The organism is Nocardia ninae NBRC 108245 (assembly GCF_007990755.1).
Classification (GTDB): domain Bacteria; phylum Actinomycetota; class Actinomycetes; order Mycobacteriales; family Mycobacteriaceae; genus Nocardia; species Nocardia ninae.
On record NZ_BJXA01000063.1, the window covers coordinates 29,256 to 54,294 of the forward strand.

Annotated in this window: 17 protein-coding genes, 1 tRNA gene and 1 pseudogene; 7 read left to right on the top strand and 12 right to left on the bottom strand. The window is 68.2% G+C overall.

Features of this window, described 5'->3' with window-relative positions; all coding sequences use genetic code 11:
* Nucleotides 1–2: 2 nt before the first annotated feature.
* From NN4_RS32800 to NN4_RS32810, 3 genes are all read right to left on the bottom strand, one after another.
* On the bottom strand, nt 3–7,415 hold the full coding sequence (locus NN4_RS32800; protein WP_147139512.1) for a type I polyketide synthase: 7,413 nt from the start codon (nt 7,413–7,415) through the stop codon (nt 3–5).
* Between the two features lie 530 nt (nt 7,416–7,945).
* Entirely contained in the window at nt 7,946–8,758 is an 813-nt protein-coding gene (locus NN4_RS32805) for a CPBP family intramembrane glutamic endopeptidase (RefSeq protein WP_246181206.1), read from the bottom strand.
* Between the two features lie 107 nt (nt 8,759–8,865).
* Nucleotides 8,866–9,237, bottom strand: coding sequence for a hypothetical protein (locus NN4_RS32810; protein ID WP_147139514.1), 372 nt, complete (start codon nt 9,235–9,237; stop codon nt 8,866–8,868).
* Between the two features lie 261 nt (nt 9,238–9,498).
* On the opposite strand from NN4_RS32810, the gene NN4_RS32815 reads away from it, so the two are divergent.
* The 5 genes from NN4_RS32815 to NN4_RS32835 all read left to right on the top strand — a co-directional run bounded on the left by NN4_RS32815 (nt 9,499) and on the right by NN4_RS32835 (nt 15,297).
* Nucleotides 9,499–10,092, top strand: a complete 594-nt coding sequence (locus NN4_RS32815) for an Rv0361 family membrane protein (RefSeq protein ID WP_147139516.1) — start codon at nt 9,499–9,501, stop codon at nt 10,090–10,092.
* A 30-nt stretch (nt 10,093–10,122) separates the two neighbouring features.
* Nucleotides 10,123–11,544, top strand: coding sequence for a metallophosphoesterase (locus NN4_RS32820; protein WP_147139518.1), 1,422 nt, complete (start codon nt 10,123–10,125; stop codon nt 11,542–11,544).
* A 119-nt stretch (nt 11,545–11,663) separates the two neighbouring features.
* On the top strand, nt 11,664–12,683 hold the full coding sequence (locus tag NN4_RS32825; protein ID WP_147139520.1) for an iron ABC transporter substrate-binding protein: 1,020 nt from the start codon (nt 11,664–11,666) through the stop codon (nt 12,681–12,683).
* 2 nt (nt 12,684–12,685) lie between these two features.
* The gene (locus tag NN4_RS32830) at nt 12,686–14,239 is read left to right on the top strand and encodes an ABC transporter permease (protein ID WP_147139522.1); all 1,554 of its coding nucleotides are present in this window, start codon (nt 12,686–12,688) and stop codon (nt 14,237–14,239) included.
* A complete protein-coding gene (locus tag NN4_RS32835; RefSeq protein ID WP_147139523.1) occupies nt 14,236–15,297 on the top strand; it encodes an ABC transporter ATP-binding protein in 1,062 nt (353 codons plus the stop codon). Before NN4_RS32830 ends, NN4_RS32835 begins: the two co-directional genes overlap by 4 nt.
* A 19-nt stretch (nt 15,298–15,316) precedes the next feature.
* On the opposite strand, the gene NN4_RS32840 is transcribed toward NN4_RS32835, so the two are convergent.
* Nucleotides 15,317–15,391, bottom strand: a tRNA-Cys gene (locus NN4_RS32840).
* 232 nt (nt 15,392–15,623) lie between these two features.
* On the opposite strand from NN4_RS32840, the gene NN4_RS32845 reads away from it, so the two are divergent.
* Both NN4_RS32845 and NN4_RS32850 read left to right on the top strand, forming a co-directional pair.
* Nucleotides 15,624–16,175: a MarR family winged helix-turn-helix transcriptional regulator gene (locus tag NN4_RS32845; protein WP_147139525.1), complete on the top strand. Its 552-nt coding sequence runs from the start codon at nt 15,624–15,626 to the stop codon at nt 16,173–16,175.
* Between the two features lie 126 nt (nt 16,176–16,301).
* On the top strand, nt 16,302–17,360 hold the full coding sequence (locus tag NN4_RS32850; RefSeq protein WP_147139527.1) for an Hsp70 family protein: 1,059 nt from the start codon (nt 16,302–16,304) through the stop codon (nt 17,358–17,360).
* 75 nt (nt 17,361–17,435) lie between these two features.
* On the opposite strand, the gene NN4_RS32855 is transcribed toward NN4_RS32850, so the two are convergent.
* From NN4_RS32855 to NN4_RS32890, 8 genes and pseudogenes are all read right to left on the bottom strand, one after another.
* Nucleotides 17,436–18,212: an enoyl-CoA hydratase gene (locus NN4_RS32855; protein ID WP_147139529.1), complete on the bottom strand. Its 777-nt coding sequence runs from the start codon at nt 18,210–18,212 to the stop codon at nt 17,436–17,438.
* Nucleotides 18,213–18,332: 120 nt separating this feature from the next.
* The gene (locus NN4_RS32860; RefSeq protein WP_147139531.1) at nt 18,333–18,518 is read right to left on the bottom strand and encodes a DUF6374 family protein; all 186 of its coding nucleotides are present in this window, start codon (nt 18,516–18,518) and stop codon (nt 18,333–18,335) included.
* Between the two features lie 76 nt (nt 18,519–18,594).
* Complete coding sequence (gene mmsB, locus NN4_RS32865) at nt 18,595–19,494, bottom strand: 3-hydroxyisobutyrate dehydrogenase (RefSeq protein ID WP_147139533.1); 900 nt, start codon at nt 19,492–19,494, stop codon at nt 18,595–18,597.
* Nucleotides 19,487–20,548 carry an enoyl-CoA hydratase/isomerase family protein gene (locus NN4_RS32870; protein WP_147139535.1) on the bottom strand — a complete coding sequence of 354 codons (1,062 nt, stop codon included), beginning with the start codon at nt 20,546–20,548 and terminating at the stop codon, nt 19,487–19,489. The genes mmsB and NN4_RS32870 overlap by 8 nt, the downstream gene beginning before the upstream one ends.
* Nucleotides 20,545–21,684 (bottom strand): acyl-CoA dehydrogenase family protein, encoded by a 1,140-nt coding sequence (locus tag NN4_RS32875; RefSeq protein ID WP_147139536.1) that lies wholly within the window; start codon nt 21,682–21,684, stop codon nt 20,545–20,547. The genes NN4_RS32870 and NN4_RS32875 overlap by 4 nt, the downstream gene beginning before the upstream one ends.
* 3 nt (nt 21,685–21,687) lie before the next feature.
* Nucleotides 21,688–23,187 carry a CoA-acylating methylmalonate-semialdehyde dehydrogenase gene (locus tag NN4_RS32880; RefSeq protein ID WP_107654421.1) on the bottom strand — a complete coding sequence of 500 codons (1,500 nt, stop codon included), beginning with the start codon at nt 23,185–23,187 and terminating at the stop codon, nt 21,688–21,690.
* Nucleotides 23,188–23,378: 191 nt separating this feature from the next.
* Entirely contained in the window at nt 23,379–24,323 is a 945-nt protein-coding gene (locus NN4_RS32885) for a DUF2157 domain-containing protein (RefSeq protein WP_147139538.1), read from the bottom strand.
* Nucleotides 24,324–24,561: 238 nt separating this feature from the next.
* Nucleotides 24,562–25,039: pseudogene (locus NN4_RS32890) on the bottom strand (hypothetical protein); the annotation flags it as partial.

The window sequence follows — 25,039 nt, forward strand, 5'->3', positions numbered from 1 at the left end:
GCTCAGCTCCCGGTCCGGCTCGGTTTCGCCGCGGCGAGTACGACGCGGCTGAGTTGGGCGAGCGAACCGCCCCGTGCGACATCCATGACCGACAGCTCGCACCCCAGTTGGTGCCGGATCGCCGCAAGCAGCTCGGCGGCCATCAGTGAGTCCAGCCCGAGCTGATCCAGCTGCCGGTGCGGATCGACCCGGTCCGGCGTGGTCTGCATGACGTGCGCGACCAGCCCGATCATGGCCTGCTGGACCAGCTCCTGAGCTTCCTCCGGCGTGGCAGCCGCCAGCTGGCGGAGGAATTCGCTCTTGCCCTGTCCCATCCCGTGGATGGCCGGCGGTCGCACGCGCGCGAATCGAGGCGTCAACAGGCTGGGCAGCATGGTCGTCATCCGATCCCAGTCGATTCTGGCGACGGACACGCCGTTGCGTTCGGAACCGAGCAGTTGCTCGAGACCCGTCATCGCCTCCTCGGCGGAGATCGCCAAAATCCCGAATCCCGACAACCGGTCGGCGAGACCGGTGCGAGCGACATGGCCGACATCACCGATGGCGCCCCACGCAACGGCTTGCCCGGTCAGACCCTTGCTCAGCCGATGCCTCGCGAAGGCCTCCACAAACAGGTTGCCCGCAACGTAATTCGCCTGCCCGAGCTGCCCGGCCATGGCAGCGACGGACGAGAACAGTACGAAGAAGTCGAGCGAGCGTTCCGCGACGAGTTCGGCCAAGGTCAGCGCACCTTGCATCTTGGGAGCCAACGCGGTGTCGAATCGGGTGTCGTCGAGTTCGGCGAGCGGCGCGTCGTCGAGCCGCATCGCGGCATGCACCACCCCACGTACCGGGTGTCCCGTCGCATCGATGGTCGCGAATACCGCGCGCATGGCGTCCAGGTCGGTGACATCGGCGGCGTAGGCGGTGACTGTGACCCCGCCGGTGGCGAGCTCGTCGATGAGCTTCGCCGCTTCCGGCGCCGCCGACCCGCTGCGACTCGTCAGCACCACCTGCCGCGCACCGCGCCCGGCCAGCCAGCGGGCCGTCGCCGCACCGAGGCCACTCGTTCCGCCGGTGACCAGATAGGTCGCGTCCGGATCGAGCCGGACCGGCACCGGCATGCGTTCGACGGGGACCTCAGCATCGAATGTCACGACCACCTTGCCGATGTGCCGCGAATGCTGCAGCAGCCGGAAGGCTTCGCCGATCCGCGCCGCGGGGTACACCGTGTGCGGCAGCGGCGGGTATGCCTGCGACGAGATCTGTTCGGCAACGGTCCGGAACTGGACCTGGCCGAGAACCGGGTGGTCGCTGTCCATGGTGCTCAGGTCGGCGCAGAAGACGCTGATGTTGCGCTGCAAGGCTCGCAGCAACAGCGGACTGTTCTCGATGACGTCCCGCTTGCCCAGTTCCACGAACCGGCCGTGCGGGCGCAACAGTTCGAGGCTGCGGTGCAGGGCCTCTCCCGCAAGGGAATTGAGCACTACATCCACCCCACGCCCGCCGGTGGCAGCCTCGACCTCGGCGACGAAAGCCATACTGCGGGAATCGAAGACGTGCTGGACGCCCAGCGACCGCAGGAACTCACGTTTGATCGCCGACCCGGCGGTGGCGATGACCGTCACGCCGAGTTGCTCGGCGTACCGGACGGCGGCCAACCCGACGCCACCCGCCCCGCCGTGCACCAGCAGCACCTCACCCGGCACCAGCCTGGCCAGCGTCTCCAAGGCGTAGTACACGGTGGACGCGGCCACCGGGAGCGTGGCGGCCCCGGTGAAGGACAGGCCGTCAGGGATCCGGCCGACGTTCTCGGCCGCAGTCACCACCTGGGCCGCCAGCGCGGCGGGTGCGAGACCGTACACCCGGTCCCCCGGCCGCAGGTCGCGCACCTGCGCACCGACCTCGGTAATCACACCGGCGCACTCGAATCCGAGTCCTTGCTCGGCGAAGGTGCCATCGATCACCTCGGGCGGCAGCATGCCGACCGCCTGTAGCACGTCGCGGTAGTTGAGTGCCGCGGCCCGGACCGCAATGACCACCTCCTGAGGTCCGGCCTGCTTCGGAACTGAGGGCTGCCAAGAGAATTCACACGACAGGCCGGGATTGTGCAGTGCGAGCCGATAGGGCTGCGGGTTGTCCGCGGCAACCAAAATCAGCTCGGGTGCGGCCGCGACCACCCGAGGCACGAATCTGCCCGCGGGGGTGAGCACTACCTCGTCCTCGTCGGTGGGGGTGAGCAGTTCGCGGGCCAGCCGGTCGGCGGTATCGATGAGCTGCGGGCCGCGCGCGAGGGACACTCGGGTGAGGCCGAGCGCGGGCTGCTCGTTGGCCAGGGACCGGGCGGCGCCCCACAGTGCCGCATCTTCGGGAACCTCTGCCCGCTCCGGCGCGGGCATCGCGCCGGTCGGCCGGGTGACCAGGCAGCACCGGGTCTGCACGGTGGATGGCAGGTCCCCGAGCCCCGCGGCGACGGCGCGCAGAACAGCGACGCGCCGCAGCGTCCGATGGGTCGTCGCGGCCGGGCCGGGTTGCGCGTCCGAAGTCGCGGCGGAAAGCAGGAAAACCACCCGCACCGAATCGTTCTCGGCGACGGCAGGCAACCATCCATCGATCAGCTCGCTCGCCACGATCGCGCGCACCGAGCTGCCGCCCGCCTCGTGCAACCGCTCGGCCAGCGATGCGGCGAACCCGAGCTCCGTGTCGTCCTCGGCGAGCAGGATCCACCGGCTACCCAGCGGCGCCGGTGGCAGCGCCGCGCCGAGCGCTGTCTCGGCAGCCCTGGTGGCGAGGATGACCGAGGACGAGCTGCGCAGCGGTTCCTGTTCGCTGCCCAGCTGCCGCACGTCGGCGAAGCCGCAGCGACGCAGCAACACTGGCCACTGCTCGCGCGACAGCAGCGGCGAATGCGTCCGCAATGTGGTGTCGGTGAAACTCCAGAAACTGTCCAGCACGCCGAACGGCAGCGCCAAGGGCTGTGGGTCGTGCCGTTCGCTGGCCAGCAGCAGCCCACCCGCCGCGAGCAGGCGGCCGAGCGACCGCATCGAGCACGCCAGGTCGGCGGCCGTGTGCAGCGCGTTCGACGCGACGATGAGGTCGAAAGCGCAGTCCGAGAAGCCGTGCGCGGCCAGCTCCTCGTCGAGATCGAGTTGCTGGTACTCGACGAAGTCATAGGCCGCGAAGCGCTTCTGTGCCTTGGTGAAGAAGGACGTGCTCGCGTCGGTGAACAGGTAGTGCGTTCGCTCCGGTGGCAGCAACGGCAGCAGAGCCGCGGTGGTGGCGCCGGTCCCGGCGCCGACCTCGAGTACCCGCAGCGGACGATCCTCGGGCCAGCCCAGCACGATCTCGCTCAGCACCGCCCGCAGTATCTCGTTGTGGTACCGAGTATCCGGGTTGACGTCGTAGTACTGCTCCAGCAACGACCCGCCGTCGAGGACGATTTCTTGCATCGGGTCCGCGCGACCGCACAAGAATTCCGGAAGTCGCCGCGCGGCATAGGTACCGAGTGCCGCCGCGGGCGCGCACTCCGGGACCTCCGCCAGCCAACAGCGCAGCAGCGGCTCCGGTGCGGCGGCACCCGTCCAGCGCCAGCGCTTTTCGCCCATCGGCTCCGCCAGACCGTACGCACAGGCCATCGACAGCAGCAGGTCGAACAGCCCCGCGTATTTCGGCAGCATCCCCGCTGCCAGCGCGTCTTCTTCAGCGAATATCGCAGGCGCGGGCAGTAACTGGGTCAGCGCGGCGACGGCGTGATGAGTGAGGGTTTCGGTTGTCCTCATCAGGTTCGTGGGTGTATCCAGCAGCGTCTCACCGGATTGCAGCCGTTGCACTGTGGCCACCGCGAGCTCGCCTGCCGCCGGCATCGGCGTACTCGTCATGGGTGCTTCTTCGTACGGCGCTGCCCGCAGCACACACACGTTCTGGTCCACCGGATCGCCGAGCGCCGCATCGAACCGGCGCAGCCACACGTCCCGCAGCTCCATCGCGACGGCGCCGTCCACGTCGGTGATCGTGATGTCCCAGCGGACATAGTCCTGGTGCCTGGCGCGCGAGCGGACCAGGATGCACCCGGTGGCCGGCGGCTGGAACCAGCGATGGGTGGTACCCACGGCGTGCGGCAGGAAGACGTGGCGAGCGTCGGCGAGCAGCGGCGCGCCCGCTTGCAGCGCACCATCCAGCAGTGCCGGGTGCACCTCGTAGCCGGACTGCGCCGCGTCGAGGCGGTAAGCGGCCAGCACGTGGTCTCGGCCGACTGTCAGCTCTTCCAGCACTTGGAACGCCGGACCGTAATCGAGACCGACGGCTGCGGTAGCGGCGTAATGCTCTGCGCCACTGACCTTTTCGTTCAGGGACGCGCGCTCGCCGGCGATGTCGATCGGTGCGGGTTGCGGATGCCACAGGCGCCGGACCCGGCCGGTGGCATTGGCCTGCCAGTCCGACATGCCCTCGACTCGGCTGGCGATCCGGACGGCGCCACTGGTTTCCGACAGCGACACCTGCAGGCTGACCGGCGGGCCATCGTCGTCCTGGGCGAGCACCAATGCGTGGGTGATCTGCAGATCGGTGACCTCGACCGCCGCGTCGTGCACGCGGCGGCCCGCGGCCAGGGCCATCTCCAGGAAGGCGCTCGCGGGCATGACGATGGCGCCACCGACCCGATGGTCGGTCAGCCAGGGCACCCTGACGGGTTCGACGACATCGCGCCAGGTCGGTTCGAGCACGGTGAGACGTTCGCCGAGCAGCGGATGGTCGATCGTGCCGTCGCCGCCGTTGCGGAAACTCGATTCCGGGCTGCCCTGCCAATGTCGTTCGCGCTGCCAGGGATAGCGCGGCAGGTCCACCACCAGGCCGGTATCGGGGAAGTAGCGCGCCGCGTCGAGCGCAGCGCCGGCCTCCAGCAACCGCTCTACGGTGGCGTCGACCGACCGCGCACCCTCGGCGGATCGAAGCAGGGTGGGCACCACGGCGGTGGGTGTCTCGGCGGCCGCGGTCAGCCGCCGCAGATAGCCGCGCAGTACCGGATGCGGGCCGATCTCGACGAAAATGTCGAATCCCCGCGTGATCAGATCCTCGATGGCCGGGGCGAACAGCACGGGTTCGCGTACGTTGCGCCACCAGTATTCGGCGCCGAGTTCGGTGCCGGGAATTTCGGTTCCCGTCACCGTGGAGATCAGCGGGATCCGCGTTGCGCCGGGGGCGAGGTCGGCCAGTCCGGCGCGCACCGTGTCCTGCAGGTCGTCCATGGCCTTGCTGTGGAACGGGTAATCCAATTCGAGTTCGCGGAAGAAGATCTCGCGGGCGGCAAGGCGTGTGCCCAGTTCGGCGACCGCAGCACTGTCACCGCTGACCGTGACGTCCTTGCGAGAGTTGATGCCGGCGAGCTCCACGCCAGGCAGCCCGTCCAACTCGTGCGTGATCTCCGCCGCCGACATGCCGACCGCGGCCATCCGCCCGCGCCCCGCCGTCCTGGACTGGGCGGCACTGCGTTCGGCGATGACCAGGCACGCTGCGTCCAGATCGAGCGCGCCCGCCAGATAAGCCGCCGCGACCTCACCCACACTGTGACCCACCACGGCCCCGGGCTCGACGCCCTTGTCGCGCAGCATTTCGGCGAGGCCGAGCTGCACGGCGAACAACGCGGGCTGAGCGACCTCGGTCGCGGACATCCTGGACCGGTCGAGCGGCGCGGACAGTTCGTCGGCGACGGACCAGCCGAGGCGCGGCCGCAGCCGGGCGTCCACCGCCGCGATGACCGCACCGAACACCGGGTCGGCCAGCAGGTCGGCCGCCATGCCTGCCCACTGGGAACCATTGCCGGAGAAGACGAAAGCGACCTGGCCACGCGCGGTCTCGGACGCACACTGGTTGATGTCCACCGTGCCCTCGGCGATCGCGCGCAGCCGCGCCGCGGCGGACGGGCCGTCGGCAGCGAGCACCGCTACCCGATCCCAATGGCGGGTGCGCCGCCGGGTGAGGGTGTAGCAGGCGTCGTAGAACTGTTCCGCCGTCGTGTCGGCCAGTTGCGCGCCGAGCAGCCGGGCCGCTTCGGTGACCGCGTCCGCCGAGCGCGCCGAGACCACGATGGGCAGCGGCCGATCCGTCGGCCGCGCGGTCGGCGGGCGCTGCGGCGCTTCGGCGAGCACCGCGTGCGCGTTCGCGCCACCGAAGCCGAAGGAGTTGACGCCGACCACGGCGGGTCGGGCACCGTCCAGCGGCGTGTTCTCGCGGACCGGAGCCAGGCGCAGTCCGTCGAAATCGATCGCCGGATTGAGCGGCGTGGCATGCAGCGACGCCGGGATCACTCGATGGCGCAGCACCAGAATGGCTTTCAGCAGTCCGGCCATGCCCGAGGCCGCTTCCAGGTGTCCGAGGTTGGTCTTCACCGAACCGATCGGCAGAGCAGGCCCGGCAGACCTGGGCATGCCGAGCGCCCGACCGAGCGCGGCGCACTCGACCGGATCGCCCGCCGGTGTGCCGGTGCCGTGCGCCTCGACGTAGCCGACCTGGTGTGGCTCGACCCCGGCCATGGCGTACACCTTGCGCAGCAAGGCTTCCTGCGCGGTGGCGCTGGGCAGCGCGAGGCCCGGGGTGCGACCGTCGCAGTTGACCCCGGTACCCCGAATCACCGCGTGCACTCGGTCGCCGTCGGCGAGGGCGTCGGCCAACCGTTTCAAGACCACGAGGCCGCCGCCCTCGGCGCGCACATACCCGTCGGCATCGGCCGAGAACGCCCGGCACCGGCCGGTCGGCGACAGCATCGAGGCCTGCGCGAAGCCGACGGTGGTGAACGGGCTGAGCAGGATGCTCATGCCGCCCGCGAGCATGACCCGCCCCTCACCGAACCGAAGGGCTTGGCAGGCCTGGTGCAGCGCCACCATCGCCGAGGAACACGCCGTGTCGATGGCCATGCTCGGCCCACGGAAGTCGAAGAAGTGCGAGATACGGTTCGCCGCGATCGACAGCGCGAGCCCGGAATTGGTGTAGGCGTCGATGTTTCGCCAGTCGTTCTGCTGGGTGGCGTAGCCGATCTCCGAAATACCTATGAAGACACCGGTATCCGAGCCGGACAGCTCGCGCATATCGACAGCGGCGTCGTCGAGCGCCTCCATCGCCAGCTCCAGCAGGATCCGCTGCTGCGGGTCCATCCGGCCGGCTTCGCGCGGTGAGATGCCGAAGAACCGCGCGTCGAACGCCGCGATATCCACCCCGGTCAGCATGCCCGCCGCAGCGGTGTAGCTCTTGCCCGGCCTGCGACCACCGGGCGTGACGATCCGGCCTGCGTCGAACCGATCTGCCGGTATCTCGGTGACGACATCGCGTCCGTCGGACAACATTGCCCACAATCCGTCCAGGTCGGCGATGCCGCCCGGCAGTCGCAGACCCACGCCGACGACCGCGATGTCCGCACCGTGCTGGGACGCGCCGAACCCCGACATACGTTCTCCTTCTCCGGCCCCCGAAAGGCGGGGCAGTGGTCATCTCGACGATCGGTGGCGATCCCTGAACCGCCGGCACATGGACAGCGACGGGTTCAACGGGTCGAATCTGCATCTGACAACAAGCCGGGCACGGTGGCAGCCACGATCGGCGCCACTGCGCGGGCGAATCCGAATACCGCGAGGCCGTTGATCTGTGTCATCGATTGCTGCCGACACCTCGGCAGCAGTCGTCACGTGCGATATCGAACGAACGGAGCGGTGCGGGATCGATGGCGATCGAGCCGCGTTGCCCCCGGTGGCCTCGCTTCAGCTCTGGACGAGCTCGACCGCGAATCTACCGATCGGAATCATCGGGCGCAAGCCCCCGGATTCGGCAATTACCCAGTGCTGCAACCCATTTCGTCGCACGTCAGATAAGGCACCCGCATACTGCTATTCGTTGCCGAAGCACGCTCGGATGGGAACCGATAACGGCCCGAAGCTGAGCAATCGACCGACTCACCGGGTAGCCGGTTACGCCGCGGCGATCAGCTCTGCCGCTGCTGCCGCGCATACCACCACAGCAGGATTGCCGTGCTGGTGAACGGGATGACGCCGAATGCCAAGCCGATGACTGCCATGTCGGGGTCGTGAAGGTCTATGTAGTCCCATTTGCCGGCGAGGAACTGTGTGGTCACTTGGAATATGGTGTGAAATCCTATGCAGGCCCAGAGGTTTCCGGTGGTGGCGCGCAGTGCGCCCTGCACAGCGGAGAATGCGAAGAAGAACAGGGCTCGGTCGAGGGAGCCTGCCGCGCCGATCAAAACTCCCCATGCGGTGAACAGTGCTGCTTGGCCGAGGACGGTGGCGGCGGTGGGCCAGCGTTCGCGGAGGTTGGCGAAGAAATATCCGCGGAAGATGAGTTCCTCGGGAAAAGCCTCGTACAGCAGTACCAGTGCGAGCAGTGCGAGGATCGCCGACAAGGTCTGCGGTACCGGCGCACGCACGGTGAGTTCGGCCCAGCCGAGCCAGATCATCACGGCCGCAGACAAAAGGGCGGGAATACCCCAGCATGCGGCACCGAAAAGGAAAGGGCGCCAACCTTGTCCGATCGACGACAAGCCCAGCCCGGACCACGGCCGACGATCGAGGAACCGGCGCGCCGCATAGACCAACGGCACCGTACCCAGCGTCGCACCGACCGCAGCCGCCACATGACGACCTCGGCTGTATTCCTCGCCGAACACCATGTCCGCCCCGCGATACAGCACCAGCCACCAGACCGTCACCGCGACGAAAACTACGATCGACCTGACCACAAACGCAGGCCGCCCGTCCTCGGAGCTCGCGAAAAACGCCACGCCACGACCGTATCCCGCACTTCAGGCGGTGCACATCCTACGAAATGGTGACTCCCGAACTCGCAATTCCATTACCACTGTGGACGCGCGGTAAAGCCGTGCGTCGTTCAGGCGCAGCTGAATTGGAAGGCAGCGGTCTGCGTGGCGTCAGGAATAACGTCCACCTTGACCGAGGTCGTGCTCTTCGGTTCGCAACCGGAAACCGAGGTGAACTGGGCCAGATAGCAACCGGGTGCGAGGTTGGTGGCGGCGGTACCGTCGGGCCCGGTGGTCAGGGTGGCGAGGATCGGCCCCGCGGCGCAGGTGGTGACACCGATTTGCACGCCGGCGACGGCGGCCGGTTCAGCCCCGGTGGTTGCCGCCTGCACCCGCAACACGCCATGCCCGGCCGGCACCGGGTCGGCTCCGGCGATTCCCGCGCCCTGCGCGATCGCCAGCAAACCCACGCCGAAAACGGACATGCCGATCAATCTGCGCATTCGAATCTCCCTCTGCACGAACAAATATGGGCGGTCATCCGCTCTCGGCAAATATAGGTCGGCCGACCGCCCGCCCGGTACCAGGACACGCAATGCCCCGCGACCTTCGATACTTCTCGGATCCAGCCGGCATTCCGCACGCCCGCGAACGACATGCCGAGACACCGGCTGAGGCCACGGTCAGCGCGTTATTCCACTCGACCGGGCGCAGGCTTGCCGTAACCTTCGAGGAAGCCGAAGGGGGCTGACGGAGGCGAGACGATGACTTATCCGCCGGGCGGGCAACCGCCGCAGGAACCGCAGTATCCGCAGCAGCCCGAGGAGCCCACCTCCTATCCGCCACCGCCGGGTGACCAACAGGCCGGAAATGCACCGGCGGCCGGCGCTCAGCCGTCCCGGAAGAGCAAGATCGGCCTGATTGTCGGACTGGTGGCGGTGGTACTGCTCGCACTCGGCGGCGCGGTGGTGCTCGGCGCCGTGCTGACGGCGCAGGGCAAGGGCCCGCTCGCCTCCGACGACAGGCGGATCGAGGTGGCCATCCACGACTTCTACGACACGCTGGAGTCCGAGGGCTTCCGGGCAGCCGCGGCCAAGGCGTGCGCGGCGGACCGAGCCGAGTTCGACGCGCTGCCCGAGGAGCAGAAGCAGGAGTTCGAGTCGGCGACGGTCGCGGTGACCATCGATAAGATCGAAGATGTCGCGATCGACGGTGCGGTCGCGACCGCACACATTCTCGGCACACTCACCCTGGAAGTGCCGGGTCAGGCCCCCGACACCGACACGAGCACCACCGAACACTTGAAGAAGGAAGACGGAAAGTGGAAGGTCTGCTCCGCGAGCTCGCCCAAGAATTGACCCCGTGCCTCGCCGATGAGTGACGGCGTCATGAGCAAGCGGACCGCAGGCACCTCGTGCTGCGGCCCGTCCAGGCGAACCATTCTCGGCGCCATGGGACTTGCCACCCTGCTGCCCTTCACTCGTCTGGGTTCGGCTCGGGCCCAACCACATCCGCTGATCGCCACCGATCTCGAGGTCGTCACGATCACCGACCGCTCGGTGATCATCACCTGGACGACGGTGACGCCTGATGCCGCCGGACGACTGACACCGGTGGATACCGACGCGGAAGTTCGGCTGGCCCCGGCCGATTCGGCCCGTGCCCCGGTTCCCGTGCACGCCGACCCGCGGCCGACACCGTTCCACTACGCCGAAATCGACGGCCTCGAACCCGGCCGCCCCTATCGCTTCGAGGCGTGGTCCAACGGCGTGCGCGCGATCCCCGCGCTCTCGCTGACCACCCTCAGCCCGGGAACTCCCGAATCCACCGGCGAATTCACCACGTTGGTGCCGCCGCCGGGCCGCCCACTGCAAACCCTCGCCCTCGCCAACGACGTGCACTACGGCGAGGAGGTCAGTGGCCTGCTGGTCGCCAACGTGCCGCCCGGCGTCCGCCAGGACATCCCGCCGTACCCGGAGGTGATGCTGGGTGCCCTGCTCGACGATCTGCGCCGACCTGACCGCGGCGCCGAGCGACTGCTGATCGCGGGCGACCTCACCAATGAGGCGTCTCTGAAAGACGCGACCGCCGTGCGTGCCCACCTCGACACCTGGGGCGCGCTCGGTACCGACTACTTCGTCGTGCGCGGCAACCACGACCGCCCCCACGTCGGCCCGGACTACGCGAGCTGCCTGCCCGCTCCGGCCGACCACCACGACTGCTGGGCCGAGGCGTTCATCCCGCGCCAGCAGCTGATCGAGCACGAAACCGGCGGCCTGCGCCTGCTCGGCCTGGACACCAGCGAACTAGACGGCTCCGGCGGCACCATCGACCGACCACAACTCGATCTGCTGGCCGAGCGACTGCGCGCCGACCCCGACCGCCCGACTCTGGTCTTCGGCCACCACCCGGTCACCGTCGAATCCGGTTTCACCAATCTCGCGGGACCGGGATTCGTCCTCAATGGCCGCGACAGCGCCGAACTCCAAGCCCTGTACACCCGCTCCCCCGGCGTTTTCCTGCACCACAGCGGACATACCCACCGAAATCGCCGCACCCGCCCCGACGCCGCCTGCGCCGTCGAATTCCTGGAAGTGGCGGCGGTGAAGGAATATCCGGGCGGTTACAGCCTGCTCCGGCTGTACGAGGGCGGTTACATGCTCAACTTCTACAAAACCCGCACCGACGCGGCTCGCCGCTGGAGCGCGACCACCAGGTCCGAATACTTCGGCCTACTCCCGGATTACACGCTGGGCACCACCGCCGACCGTAATCACGTTGTCCTACGGGATTTCTCGGGTCTGCGCTGACCGGCCGGGAATTCCGGAAACGCCGCTGCCGGACCGATATCATCCGCGCACGTCGGACGCGGTATGTTGCTTAGGTAAGCCTCATCAACATGAGGAATTCCAGCGGAAGGACCGAACCGATGCCTGTCGGATGGAAAACGATCTCCGGAGTACTGGCCGTCACGGTAGCGGCGCTCGGTCTACAGGCATGCTCGAATTCGTCGGATGATGCGCAAGAGATCACGGTCTACAACGCACAGCACGAATCGCTCACCAAGGAATGGGTGGCGGCATTCACCAAAGAGACCGGTATCAAGGTCACGCTCCGGCAGGGCGGTGACACCGCGCTGGGCAACCAACTCGTCGCCGAAGGCGCCGCCTCGCCCGCCGACGTATTCCTCACCGAGAATTCCCCCGCCATGGCACTGGTCGAGAACGCGGGCCTGTTCGCCGATGTGGACAAGCCGACGCTGGATCAGGTGCCCGCGCAGTTCCGCCCGTCCACCGGCAAGTGGACCGGAGTCGCCGCGCGCTCAACGGTTTTCGTTTACAACAAGGACAAGGTGGCGGCCGACCAGCTGCCCGCCTCGCTGCTCGACCTCGCGCAGCCGCAGTGGAAGGGCCGCTGGGGCGCGGGCGTCTCGGGCGCCGACTTCCAGGCCATCGTGGCCGCCCTGCTCGCGCTGAAGGGTGAGGACGCGACCCGTGCCTGGCTGAAGGGCATGAAGGAGAACGCGACGCCGTTCCCGAACAACGTGGCCACCATGAAGGCGGTCGACGCGGGCAGCCCGGACGGCGGCGTGATCTACCACTACTACTGGTACCGCGACCAGGCCAAGACCAAAGAGAGCAGCAGCCATACCGCGCTGCACTACTTCAAGAAGCAGGACCCGGGCGCCTTCGTCAGCATCTCCGGTGGCGGCGTGCTGAAGTCGAGCAAGAAGCAGGAGTCGGCGCAGAAGTTCCTGGCGTTCATCACCGGTAAGGCGGGCCAGGAGGTGCTGCGCGACGGCGACTCGATGGAGTACCCGGTGGCCAGCAATGTGGCCGCCAATCCGGCGCTGCCGCCGCTGGCCGACCTGCAGGCGCCCCCGGTGGATCCGTCCGAGCTGGACGCCAAGAAGGTCACCGCGCTGATGACCGAGGCGGGCCTGCTCTAACCGTGGCCGTCCGGACCGCTGTCGCCTCGTCCCGGGTCGGTCGACCCGGGCCCTTCGTCACGACCGTCGCCCTGCTGCTGGTGGCCGCGACGTTCGTGCCGCTGGGCTACATCGTGTCCGAGATCTTCGCCACCGGGCCGGGCCCGGCAGCAGACCTGGTGTTTCGGCCCAGAGTCGGTCAGCTGCTGCGTAATACGGTCGGCCTGGTGGTGTGCACCGTGCCGATCTGCGTGGTGCTCGGGGTCGGCCTCGCCTGGGTGGTCGAACGCACCGATGTGCCGGGAAAGGCATGGTGGGGGCCGATATTCGCGGCGCCACTGGCGGTTCCCGCGTTCGTCAACAGCTACGCCTGGGTCAGCGCCTTCCCCACCATGCACGGCCTCTCGGCCGGGGTGGTCATCTCCACCATGTCGTACTTCCCGCTGGTGTACCTGCCCGCCGCGGCCACGCTGCGCCGCCTCGATCCCGCGGTGGAGGAGTCCGCGCGGGCGCTCGGGTCGGGGCCGGTGGCGGTGTTCGCGCGAATCGTGTTGCCGCAGTTGCGGTTGGCCGTTCTCGGCGGCGCACTGCTCATCGCCTTGCACCTGCTGGCCGAGTACGGCGCGTTCGTCATGGTCCGCTTCGACACCTTCACCACCGCGATCTTCGAGCAGTACCAGTCCAGCTTCGCCGGCCCCGCGGGCAGCATGCTCGCGGGGGTACTGGTGTTGTGCTGCCTGGTGCTGCTGGGGAGTGAGGCGGCGGTGCGTGGCCGCAGCCGCTACGCCAGGATCGGCAGCGGCGCACCGCGCGCAGCGGCACGAATCCGCCTGGGCGCGAGCACTATTCCGGTGCTGGCCGCGCTCGCCGCGGTGACCGCCGGTGCGCTGGGCGTTCCGCTGTGGACCATCGGGCGCTGGCTGCGCATCGGTGGCGCGCAGGTATGGGACTTCGCCGAGCTCGGCGAGGCGCTCGGGCAGACCATCGCGCTGGCCGCGGTGGCCGCGCTGCTCACCACGCTGTGCGCCTTCCCGGTCGCCTGGATCGCGGTGCGCTCCACCTCGGTGTTCGCCCGAATGGTGGAGGGCGCCAACTACATCACCAGTTCACTGCCCGGCATCGTCGTCGCGCTGGCCATGGTGACGGTGACCATCCGCTGGGCTCCCCCGCTCTACCAGACGGCGACCATGGTGGTCGCCGCCTACGTGCTGCTGTTCCTGCCCCGCGCACTGGTGAGCGTGCGGGCCGGGCTCGCGCAGGTGCCGATCGGGCTGGAGGAGGTGTCCCGGTCGCTCGGCAAGTCGGGTCCGGTCACCTTCGCCCGAATCACCTTGCGGCTCACCGCCCCTGCCGCGGCCGCCGCCGGTGCGCTGGTCTTCGTCGCCGTCGCGACCGAGCTGACCGCGACACTGCTGCTGGCGCCCAACGGAACTCGCACGCTGGCCATGCGATTCTGGTCGCTGTCCGGCGAATTGGATTACGCGGCCGCCGCGCCCTACGCCCTGATCATGATCGTCGCGGCGGTGCCGGTGACTTATCTGCTGTTCACGCAATCGCGGAAGGCGGCCGGAATATGAGTGAGCTCGTCGTTGCCGATGTGTCGAAGACGTTCGGCCGCCATCGGGTGCTCGGTGGGATCACCCTCGAGGTGCCGGACCGGACCTCGACCGCGGTGGTCGGCTCCTCCGGCTGCGGCAAGACCACGCTGCTGCGGGTGATCGCCGGGTTCGAGGCGCCGGACGCGGGGTCGGTCGCGATCGGCTCGGAAACCGTTGCCCGCGATCGGTTCTCGGTGCCGCCCCAGCGGCGCAACATCGGTTATGTCGCACAGGACGGTGCGCTGTTCCCGCATCTGACCGTCGGCCAGAACATCGCCTACGGACTGCGCCGCGGATTCTACGGCCGGCGCAACGGCACAAACCGCGTCGACGAACTGCTCGACATGGTCTCGCTGGATCCGTCCTACGCCGAGCGCCGCCCGCATCAACTCTCCGGCGGGCAGCAGCAGCGCGTCGCCCTCGCTCGCGCCCTGGCCCGCAAGCCCGACGTGATGCTGCTGGACGAACCGTTCAGCGCACTCGATGCCGGCCTGCGCGCGACCACCAGGCAGGCCGTCGCCGACACCCTGCGCGCGGCGGGCATGACCAGCATCCTGGTCACCCACGATCAGGAGGAGGCGCTGTGCTTCGCCGAGCAGGTCGCGGTGATGCGCGACGGCCGGTTCACCCAGGTCGGCGCGCCGGAAGAGGTCTACGCCGCGCCGAAGGACCTGTTCACCGCGCGTTTCCTCGGTGACTGCGTGCTGCTCGACGCGGTGGTGGACGGCGACGTGGCGAAGTGCGTGCTCGGCCGGATTCCTGTGCAGAAGGGTGCGCCGACCGGTGCGGTCACCATCATGGTTCGCCCGGAACAACTTGTCGCCCATGAAGTTTCGGCAGGCGAACCGGACAGCGGGGTAGTGCGCGATGTCGAATTCCGCGGTGCCGACGTGATGCTCACCATCGCACTGGACGGCCGCAGTGACGCCGTACGGGTGCGCCGGGCCAGTGTGGCGGCGCCTGCCGCTGGCCGGCGCGTACGGCTCGAGGTGCTCGGTTCGGCTGTGGCGTATGCCGAACCGAGCGTTGCCGCCTGAGGCGACCCTCGAACCCCGATGGAGCGAGCGGCGGGAATTGAACCCGCGTAAACGGCTTTGCAGACCGTTGCCTCAACCACTCAGCCACGCCCGCCTCACGATTGATAGTGCCGTGCGCGGACTCCCGGACACACCGTTGCGCTCAGCCTGATTCAAAGCACGGGCCTGATTCAAAGCACTGGGCCCATTCCAAGCACCGGCTCGATTCAAAGCCACTGGGCCCGACTCGAAGCCGCTGAGCCGGAGGGCGGGTGGGCTCGATCAGCAGCATGGCCCTGATTCCGAGCATGCGGCCCGATTCCGAGCCCGCATGGAATGATCGGACCATGTCTCGGCCACGCCCGCTCCCGCTCGACCCGATCGAGGAGGCCCATCGCCAGTGGGTCGACCACGGCTGGGGGGACGTGGCCGACGGCATGGCCGCGGTGACCTCGCTGGTACGTGCCCAGCAAATCGTGATGGCCAGGGTGGACGAGGCACTGAAACCAACCGGTTTGACCTTCTCCCGGTACGAACTGCTCATGCTGCTGAGCTTCAGCAAGACCGGCGCGCTGCCGATGGCCAAGGCCAGTGCCCGGCTGCAGGTGCACCCGACCAGCGTGACCAACACGGTGGACCGGCTCGAGGCGGCGAAGCTGGTCGAGCGGGTGCCGCACCCCACCGACCGGCGCGCGACCTTGATCGAGATCACCGCCGCCGGAAGGGAATTGGTCGCGCAGGCGACCGAGGAACTCAACACGAAAGTCTTCGCACTGCCCGGCCTGGCACCGGATCGGCTGCACACGCTGCTGCAGCTACTGGCGGAATTCCGACACGCCGCAGGCGACTTCGACACCGGCGGCGAGCAAGCCCGCTGGTCCACGACCCGGCCCGAATGAGACAGACGTACTGGACGGTTCAATACACCCGCTGATCGACCAGGGGGTAACGGTCCGGCATCCAACTAGCGAATTTCCCGCCCCGTCGTCTTGGCAGCGGGCCCAAAAGGGTTCACCATGTAAACCATGGTGCTGGTCTTGGGGGTATCGGCGGGCGCTGGTGGCGCACGCGCGATGCTGACACATTCCGATCAGCCGCACCTCCCGCCGATCGACCGCTGCGAGGTGCCGCGACGCGCCGGTGGCGGCGTCGAAGAACCCGTTTTCGAGGCCATCCGGCAGATGCGCGGCGCCGCCGACCGGCGCGACGAATTGGTCACCGGAACTGCGGTGACCTGCCGCTGCACCCTGCATGCCGACGCCATCCGGACCAGCGCGGGCCGCAATCGCCTCACCATCGTCGACGAACCGCTTGCCCAACTGCGCTACCTGCGCTTCACCGGCCAGTTGCCGGACGAGGGCACGGTGCTGCTCTACGACCTCGGCACGTCCGGCCTGACCATCACGCACGCCGACTGCCGCAACGACACCATCCTGGCCGGTAAACGCAGCACGGTGCTCGGCGGCGACGGCTACGACGCGCTGCTGCGCTGGCAGCTCGCCCGCGGCGGCGTGCTCACCGACAAGCTGACCAGTCGCAGGCATCGGGAGGCGCTGAGCAGCGAGCGGGTGGTCACCGCGATCGACCCGATCTCCGGCGACCGCGAGGTGGTCACCCGCAGTGACCTGGCCGAATTGTGCGCGGCGAGCATCCATCACTCGGCCTCGTTCGTGCGTCAGCTCATCGAGGAGAGCGGCGTGCAGCCCGACGCGATGGTGCTGCTCGGCGGCTGCACGCGCAGCCCGAGCATCCGCGAGGAGCTCGCGGAGCTGATCGACCTGCCGATCATCTACGACCCGGAACCCGACTACGTCTCGGCTCGCGGCGCGGTGTTGCTCGCCGCGGAGCGGCACAGCGGCGACGTGCGGATGCCGCGGGTGCGGGCGGGTGCGGCGTTGTCCGCGTCGCTGGCGCACGGCACGGTGGACCGCCGCAAGCTGATCGCCGCGGTTGCGGTGACTGCGGCACTCGGCGCGACGATCGCGGGAATCCTTGCCATGGACAACTCTTCGGCCGAACCCACCCACGGTGTCCCGCCGACGCCGATGGACATCGTCGGACCGTCGTCGTCCAGCTTCGGCTAGGCCCTTCGACATCGGGCCTAGGGGCGTCGAATTCTGCCGGTTAAGTGGACAACTATTCTGCCGGGCGCACGCGGATCAGCGGTTGGTGAACTTCGCGGGCCGCTTCTCGACGAAGGCGGTCATGCCTTCCTTCTGATCCTCGATGGCGAAGAGCGAGTGGAACACTCGCCGTTCGAAGCGCAGGCCCTCGGCGAGGGTGGTTTCGAAGGAACGGTTGACCGACTCCTTGGCGATCATGGTGACCGGCAAGGACATCGAGGCGATCGTCTCGGCCACCTCGAGTGCGGTGTCGAGCAGGTCGGCGGCGGGCACGATGCGTGACACCAGTCCGGCGCGCTCGGCCTCCTCCGCGTCCATATTGCGACCGGTGAGCACCAGATCCATCGCCTTGGCCTTGCCGACCGCGCGGGTGAGCCGCTGCGAGCCGCCGATGCCGGGGATGACGCCGAGCTTGATCTCCGGCTGCCCGAACTTCGCGGTGTCCGCCGCGATCAGGATGTCGCAGATCATCGCCAGCTCACAGCCGCCGCCGAGGGCGTACCCGGCCACTGCGGCGATGGTCGGCTTGCGGAACTGGGCGAGCCGGTCCCAGCGCGCGAAGTAGTCGTTGAGGAACATGTCCATATACGACTTGGGCTGCATTTCCTTGATGTCGGCGCCGGCCGCGAACGCGCGCTCGGACCCGGTGATGACCACGGCCCCAACCTCGTCGTCGCGCTCCAGTTCGTCGAGCGCGGCGATGACGTCGTCGAGGACCTGGGCATTGAGTGCGTTGAGCGCCTTCGGGCGGTTCAGCGTGACCCAGCCGACCCGGCCTTTACGCTCCAGCAGAATCGTCTCGAACTCGGTCACTCGGCACCTTCTAGGTCGGGGGTGGTCAGGAATATCGGTGACGATACAGGAAGCAGGTATCTCACCCCTTCCACAACGTCCCGATCAATCTTCAAATGTGTTGCACTACAACGTAATTGGCTATCCGGGCCCATTCCGGTCGCTCGTCAGTTCCTGGAAGACGCGCAGCCCCTCGGCGATCTTCCCGGCCGCGTGCTCGAGCTGCTCGGGCGGCAGGTACTTGCCGAACGCGGCCGCGTCGAGCAGCTGGTCACGGACCTGTTCGAGGTTCATCCTGGCCCAGTCCTGGCGGGAAAGTGGAGACACGGCCCGAACAATACCTCGAGTCGAACGCATGTTCGAGACGTGTCAACCTTCGCGTCGGACTCGGCTCGCCGCGGCCTCAGGCGTCCCCGTTCTGGCCGACGCTTCGTTCCCGGATCTCGGTGACGATGGCCGAGAAGTCGCGGCCGCCGGACGACTCGTTGAACCGGTTGTAGATCTCCGCGGCCAGCAGACCGAGCTGACCGTCGATGCCGTTCTCACGCAACGCGTTCGCGGCCAGACCGAGATCCTTGTTCATCAGAGCAGTCGCGAAACCCGGCTGGTAGTCGTTGTTGGCCGGGCTGGTCGGCACCGGGCCGGGGACCGGACAATAGCTGGTCAGCGCCCAGCTCTGGCCCGATGCGGTGGAGACGACATCGAAGAACGACTGGTGCGTCAGGCCGAGCTTCTCACCGAGGACCAAGGCTTCGGAAAGGCCGATCATCGAGATGCCGAGCAGCATGTTGTTGCAGATCTTGGCGGCTTGGCCGACGCCGGAGCCGCCGCAGTGCACCACCTTGCCGCCCATCACCTCGAGCACCGGCAATGCGTCGGCGAAGTCCTCGGCCCCGCCGCCGACCATGAAGGTCAGCGTACCCGCCGCCGCGCCCGCAACCCCGCCGGACACCGGTGCGTCCAGCGCGCGATGCCCCGCGCCGATGGCGAGCACCGCGGCCGACTTGGCATCGGCGACGTCGATGGTGGAGCAGTCGATGAACAGGGTGCCGGGCTTGGCGGCAGGCAGCAGTTCGGCGTACACGTCGAGGACGAGTTTTCCGTTGGGCAGCATGGTGATCACCACACCGGCGTCCGCCGCTTCCGCCGCCGTACCCACCACGGTGGCGCCGTCCTTGACGGCCTGCTCCCGCGCGGCGGGCACCGGATCGTAGGCCAGCACTTCATATCCGGCCTTGACGAGGTTCGCCGCCATCGGCGCACCCATGTGGCCGAGTCCGAGGAATCCGATCTTTTCAGTCATTGCTCACCAAACCCAGTTCCTGATCGCCCAATTCGGCGAAGTATGCGTCGACCTGTGCGGTGGTGACGTCGGCGAGCGTCGCCGGCGACCACTGCGGGTTGCGGTCCTTGTCGATCACCTGCGCGCGGATGCCCTCCACCAGGTCGGCCGAGGCCAGCGCCGCGATGGAGACCCGGTACTCCTCGTTCAGCACCGCCTCCAGGTTCGGCGCGGACCGCGCCGAACGCAACGAACGCAAGGTGACCTTGAGCGCGACAGGCGATTTCGTGAGAATGTCGGCGGCGGCCTTGGCCGCTTCCGGTGCCTCGTGCGCCTGCAGGCGGGCGACGATCTCCTCGACGGTGTCGGCGCCGTAGCAGGCGTCGATCCAGTCCTGCTGGGCGAGCAGGCCGGAAGCCGGTGCGGCCGAGGCGAACTTGGCGATCGCGATCTCTGCCGTCTCGGTGCGCAGCGTATCCAGCAGCGCCGGAAGGTGTTCGGAGGCGATGTAGTAGTCGGCGAAGCCGGCCGCGATGGCGTCGCCCGCGTTCATCCGGGCCGTGGTGAGCGCGACGTGCGTGCCGAGCTCGCCCGGCGTGCGCGAAAGCAGATAGGTGCCACCGACATCCGGGATGAAGCCGATACCGACCTCCGGCATGCCGATCTTGGACCGCTCGGTGACGATCCGGTGACTGCCGTGGCCGGACAAGCCGACGCCGCCGCCCATCACGATGCCGTCCATCACCACCACATAGGGCTTCGGGTAGCGGCCGATCAGCGCGTTGAGCACGTACTCGTCGCGCCAGAAGCGCCCGGTCGGCGAATCCGCGCCCGCCGCACCGCCGGTCGCGTCGGTGTGGATGGCGACGATGTCGCCGCCCGCGCACAGGCCGCGCTCCCCCGCACCGGTGACGACCACGGTGCGGACCTCGTCGTCATCGGTCCAGGCGTGCAGCGCCTCGCTGATGGCCAGCGCCATCGAATGATTCAGCGCGTTGATGGCCTTGGGCCGGTTCAGGGTGATGAGCCCGAGCCCATCCTGCTTTTCGATCAGAACTTCCGGTTCACTGGTCATGCCGCTCCTACCACCGCACGGGCGACGACCACCCGCATGATTTCATTGGTGCCTTCGAGGATCTGGTGTACCCGCAGATCCCGGACGATCTTCTCCAGACCGTATTCGGCCAGGTAACCGTAGCCGCCGTGCAGTTGCAGCGCCTTGTTCGCGACCTCGAAGCCTGCGTCGGTGGCGAATCGCTTTGCCATGGCGCACAACTCGACCTTGTCCGGCGCGTCGGCGTCGAGCGCCGCCGCGGCCCGCCACAGCAGGGTGCGGGCGGCCTCCAACTCCGTTCGCATGTCGGCGAGCTGAAACCGCAATGCATCGTTCTTCAGCAGCGGTGCGCCGAACGCGTTGCGCTGCGCCAGGTACGGCACCGTCTTGTCCAGCGCCGCCTGCGCGCCGCCGACCGAGCAGGCGGCGATATTCAGCCGTCCGCCGTTGAGTCCGTTCATCGCGATGCGGAAGCCGTCGCCCTCCGCGCCGAGCAGGTTGACCGCCGGAACCCTGGCGTCTTCGAAGATCACCTGCCGGGTGGGCTGGGCGTGCCAGCCCATCTTTCGCTCGTTGGCGCCGAAGGAGAGGCCCGGCGTATCGGCGGGCACGATGAACGCCGAAATACCGCGCGCGCCTGGGCTTCCGGTGCGGGCCATGACCACGTACACGTCGGTGGCGCCCGCGCCGGAGATGAATTGCTTTACGCCGTTGAAGATGTAGTCGTCGCCGTCGCGGACGGCCTTGGTGCTCAAGGCCGCCGCGTCCGAGCCGACACCGGGCTCGGTCAGCGCGTAACTCGCCAGCAGTTCCATCGAGGTCAGCCGCGGCAGCCAGCGATGGCGCTGGGCGTCGTCGCCGTAGCTGTCGATCATCCAGGTCGCCATGTTGTGGATGGAGATGTAGGCCGCGATGGCCGGGCACCCCGTGGCGAGTTGCTCGAAGATGCGCACGGCGTCGAGCCTGCGCAGACCCGAGCCGCCTACGTCCTCTTGGACGTAGATGCCGCCGAGGCCCAGCGGGCCGGCCTTGCGCAGCACATCGACCGGAAAGTGTTTCTGCTCATCCCATTCCAGCGCGTTCGGCGCGAGGAACTCGTCGGCGAAGCCGCGGGCGGTGTCGCTGATCGCTTTCTCGTCGTCGTCGAGGATGAACATTCGTCAGTCCATCGTCGGGATGACAAACGCGTTGCTTTCCTTCATGCCGGAAGGCCAGCGCTGCGTGACGGTCTTGGTCTTGGTGTAGAAGCGGAACGAGTCGGGGCCGTGCTGGTTCAGGTCGCCGAAGCCGGAGCGCTTCCAGCCGCCGAAGGTGTAGTACGCGATCGGCACCGGGATCGGCACATTGATGCCGACCATGCCCACCTGCACGCGGGCGGCGAAGTCGCGGGCGGTGTCGCCGTCGCGGGTGAAAATCGCGACGCCGTTGCCGTATTCGTGCTCGTTGGCCAGGCGCAGGCCTTCCTCGTAGTCCTTGGCCCGGACCACGGTCAGCACCGGACCGAAGATCTCCTCTTTGTAGATCCGCATCTCGGGGGTGACCTTGTCGAAAAGCGTTGCGCCGACGAAGTATCCGTCCTCGGCGCCCTCGACGGTCACGCCGCGGCCGTCGACCACCAGCTCGGCCCCCTCATCGATGCCGATCTGGACGTAGTTGTGCACCCGGTCCACGCCGTCCTTGCCGACGAGCGGGCCGTAGTCGGCGCCGGGGTCGTCGGAGCGGCCGATGTTGAGCTTGTGCACCCGCTCGGTGAGCTTGGCCAGCAGGCGATCCGCGGTCTCCTCGCCGACCGGCACGGCCACCGAGATGGCCATGCAGCGCTCGCCCGCGGAACCGTAACCGGCGCCGATCAACTGGTCGGCGACGTCGTCGAGGTCGGCGTCCGGCATGACGATCGCGTGGTTCTTGGCGCCGCCGAAGCACTGGGCGCGCTTGCCGTTCGCGGTCGCGGTCTCGTAGATGTACTGCGCGATCGGGGTGGAGCCGACGAAACCGACGGCCTTGATCCTCGGGTCGTGCAGCAGCGCGTCGACGGCCACCTTGTCGCCGTGCACCACGTTGAACACACCGGGCGGCAGGCCGGCCTCGAGGAACAGCTCGGCCAGCCGCAGCGGCACCGAGGGATCGCGCTCGGACGGCTTGAGCACGAACGCGTTTCCGGTGGCCAGCGCCGGGCCCGCCTTCCACAGCGGGATCATGGCCGGGAAGTTGAACGGGGTGATGCCCGCGACGACGCCGAGCGGCTGGCGCATCGAGTAGACGTCGATGCCGGTGCCCGCGCTCTCGGTGTACTCGCCCTTGAGCAGGTGCGGCGCGCCGACGGCGAACTCGATCACCTCGAGGCCGCGCTGGATATCGCCCTTCGCGTCGGCGATGGTCTTGCCGTGCTCCGAGGAGAGCAGTGCGGCAAGCGAATCCATCTCGTCCTGCACCAGCGTCAGGAACCGCATCAGCACCCGCGCCCGCTTCTGCGGGTTGAACGCGGCCCACACCGGCTGCGCCGCTTCGGCATTCGCGATGACGGCTTGGACCTCGGCCGTGCTCGCCAGCGGCACCCGCGCCTGCACCTGGCCGAGATTGGGGTCGAAGACGTCACCGAAGTTGCCGGAGGTACCCGCGACGTGTTGCCCGCCGATGAAGTGAGTGAGTTCGCGAACCATGCCAGTCCTGTTCTGGTAGCCGACCGTGACACCGCAGCGCGGTATGCGGTCATCCTATAGTTGGACGTCCATGTATCTAGTGAGTGTGATTCATCCCACGTCGCGTGGGAGCGCCCGGACTCTGCGGAATAATACTCCTACCAGGGGTTTCACCGCGTTATGCGGGGAGACTTCGAAGGCAGTCGACCGGCCTAGTCCGACGGCTTCGGCGACCTGGTGAGTACGTACGAGCCGACCCCGAGAGCCACTGCCCCGATCACCAGCACAGCGACCGCTACGGCGAGGACGCTGTCGGTCCACTGCGTCACCGCCTGACCGGTCGCCAGGGCAACCGCGAGACCGCCGCCGATCACGAGCACCGTCGAACGCTGCTGCGCGAACAGAACGAAGCAGACGGCCGCCACCAGCGCGCTGAGCAAGAACGCCCACGGCCGATGGTCCGAATCGGTGACGATCGCACCGACCAGTGCGATCCCGATCGCGATCGCGTATCCCAGCCAGGTCTCGACAAACGCGCCGATCCTGCTGAGCGCGAACCATATTCCGCCGACCACGAGCATGCCGAGGCCCACCCAGAGGTCGCTGACGCCGAACATTTCGTCGAGCGCCACCGGGATGGCCGACGCACTGAAGATGCCGCAGGCCAGCATGCCGATGACCGAAGGAACGGCGATGTAGCCGAGCACGGCGGCGACCAGTCCGGCGAGCGCCGACCACGACGCCGCGTCGGCGGAGCCGTTTTCGAGCGCGGTACCCACCGTCCCGGTCACCGAACCGGCGGCGAGCGCCAGCAAAGCCCCGGCAAGCCGAACCCGGGAGCCATGCGGATCCCGGTCGAACAATTTGGACGGTCCGCCGACCACGGCGATCGCGCCGAGGACGAGCCCGACCGATACCGCGATCAGCAGGGTCACTTGCGCACCGCGCGCGAGATCGTCCCACGACGCCCCGATGACCAGCGCGATGCCGCAGAACACCAGCCCGGCACCGATGTACGCCGCGATCTCGGCGAGGATCTTCCCGCGCGGCCGCGGCTCGTGCGCGGCCAGCGCGCCCATCACTGCCTCGAACTGCGCTTCGGTCAGCACACCCTGCTCGACCAGCTTCCGCACAGCCAACCTCTGGTGTGTCGCCATCGCCCCATTATGTCCGGGCCAACACCCCACCCGCCGGAGATCGTCGATTCGACGCGCCACCCGCACACCCTCGGTAGCCCGACCTGTCACCGAACTCGTGCGCGGGTCAGCACGATGCGCCCCAGGCAACGGACACCGTGGCGACGACCCCCCTACCGTGCGACAGCGGGCCGCGCTCGACACGGTGCCGGGTCGGCGAGCGAAGCCACGGCGATCTGGCCGCCCGTACTCGGCGGGTTCAGGATTCGGGGCCGAGCTCCACCACGGTTCCCGGGTGCGCCAGCGAGGCCACGGTGATGTGGCCGCCCTTTGCCTGGTCGATGATCTGACCTTGCCAGGCCACGAAGCAGGAGGCGATCTCGCTGTTGTAGGCGCGGGTGAGGATGGGGGCCAAGACCTTGGCGAGTTCACCCTCGGCGGCGATCAGCTGATCGCGGTAAGGGCCGTAGTACGGCAGGATAGCCTGCAGGACAACGGCTTCCACGCCTTGCACCTGGGTGATGAACGGGTCGATCGCCGGCTGGTACCGCGCGAGCACCGGGGCGACCTCGGCGAGCACCGGGCCTGCCAGCTGCAGGATGGGTTGGTAGACCGAGCCGAGCGCGAAAGCTTCCGAGGAGAACGGGCCCGCCAGCGGAGCCAGTCCGATCAGCGAGGCGAGACCGCCCTGCTGCTTCGGCGCGGGCCAGCCGAGCGGGCAGGCGGGCTGCGCCGGG

What these genes read in the sequence shown, in the direction of transcription:
- NN4_RS32885 (WP_147139538.1), bottom strand. Translation starts at nt 24,323, where the DNA reads ATGGCGACACACCAGAGGTTGGCTGTGCGGAAGCTGGTCGAGCAGGGT.
- NN4_RS32880 (WP_107654421.1), bottom strand. Translation starts at nt 23,187, where the DNA reads ATGGTTCGCGAACTCACTCACTTCATCGGCGGGCAACACGTCGCGGGT.
- NN4_RS32875 (WP_147139536.1), bottom strand. Translation starts at nt 21,684, where the DNA reads ATGTTCATCCTCGACGACGACGAGAAAGCGATCAGCGACACCGCCCGC.
- NN4_RS32825 (WP_147139520.1), top strand. Translation starts at nt 11,664, where the DNA reads ATGCCTGTCGGATGGAAAACGATCTCCGGAGTACTGGCCGTCACGGTA.
- NN4_RS32845 (WP_147139525.1), top strand. Translation starts at nt 15,624, where the DNA reads ATGTCTCGGCCACGCCCGCTCCCGCTCGACCCGATCGAGGAGGCCCAT.
- NN4_RS32820 (WP_147139518.1), top strand. Translation starts at nt 10,123, where the DNA reads ATGAGCAAGCGGACCGCAGGCACCTCGTGCTGCGGCCCGTCCAGGCGA.
- NN4_RS32810 (WP_147139514.1), bottom strand. Translation starts at nt 9,237, where the DNA reads ATGCGCAGATTGATCGGCATGTCCGTTTTCGGCGTGGGTTTGCTGGCG.
- NN4_RS32800 (WP_147139512.1), bottom strand. Translation starts at nt 7,415, where the DNA reads ATGTCGGGGTTCGGCGCGTCCCAGCACGGTGCGGACATCGCGGTCGTC.
- NN4_RS32850 (WP_147139527.1), top strand. Translation starts at nt 16,302, where the DNA reads ATGGTGCTGGTCTTGGGGGTATCGGCGGGCGCTGGTGGCGCACGCGCG.
- mmsB (WP_147139533.1), bottom strand. Translation starts at nt 19,494, where the DNA reads ATGACTGAAAAGATCGGATTCCTCGGACTCGGCCACATGGGTGCGCCG.
- NN4_RS32835 (WP_147139523.1), top strand. Translation starts at nt 14,236, where the DNA reads ATGAGTGAGCTCGTCGTTGCCGATGTGTCGAAGACGTTCGGCCGCCAT.
- NN4_RS32870 (WP_147139535.1), bottom strand. Translation starts at nt 20,548, where the DNA reads ATGACCAGTGAACCGGAAGTTCTGATCGAAAAGCAGGATGGGCTCGGG.
- NN4_RS32815 (WP_147139516.1), top strand. Translation starts at nt 9,499, where the DNA reads ATGACTTATCCGCCGGGCGGGCAACCGCCGCAGGAACCGCAGTATCCG.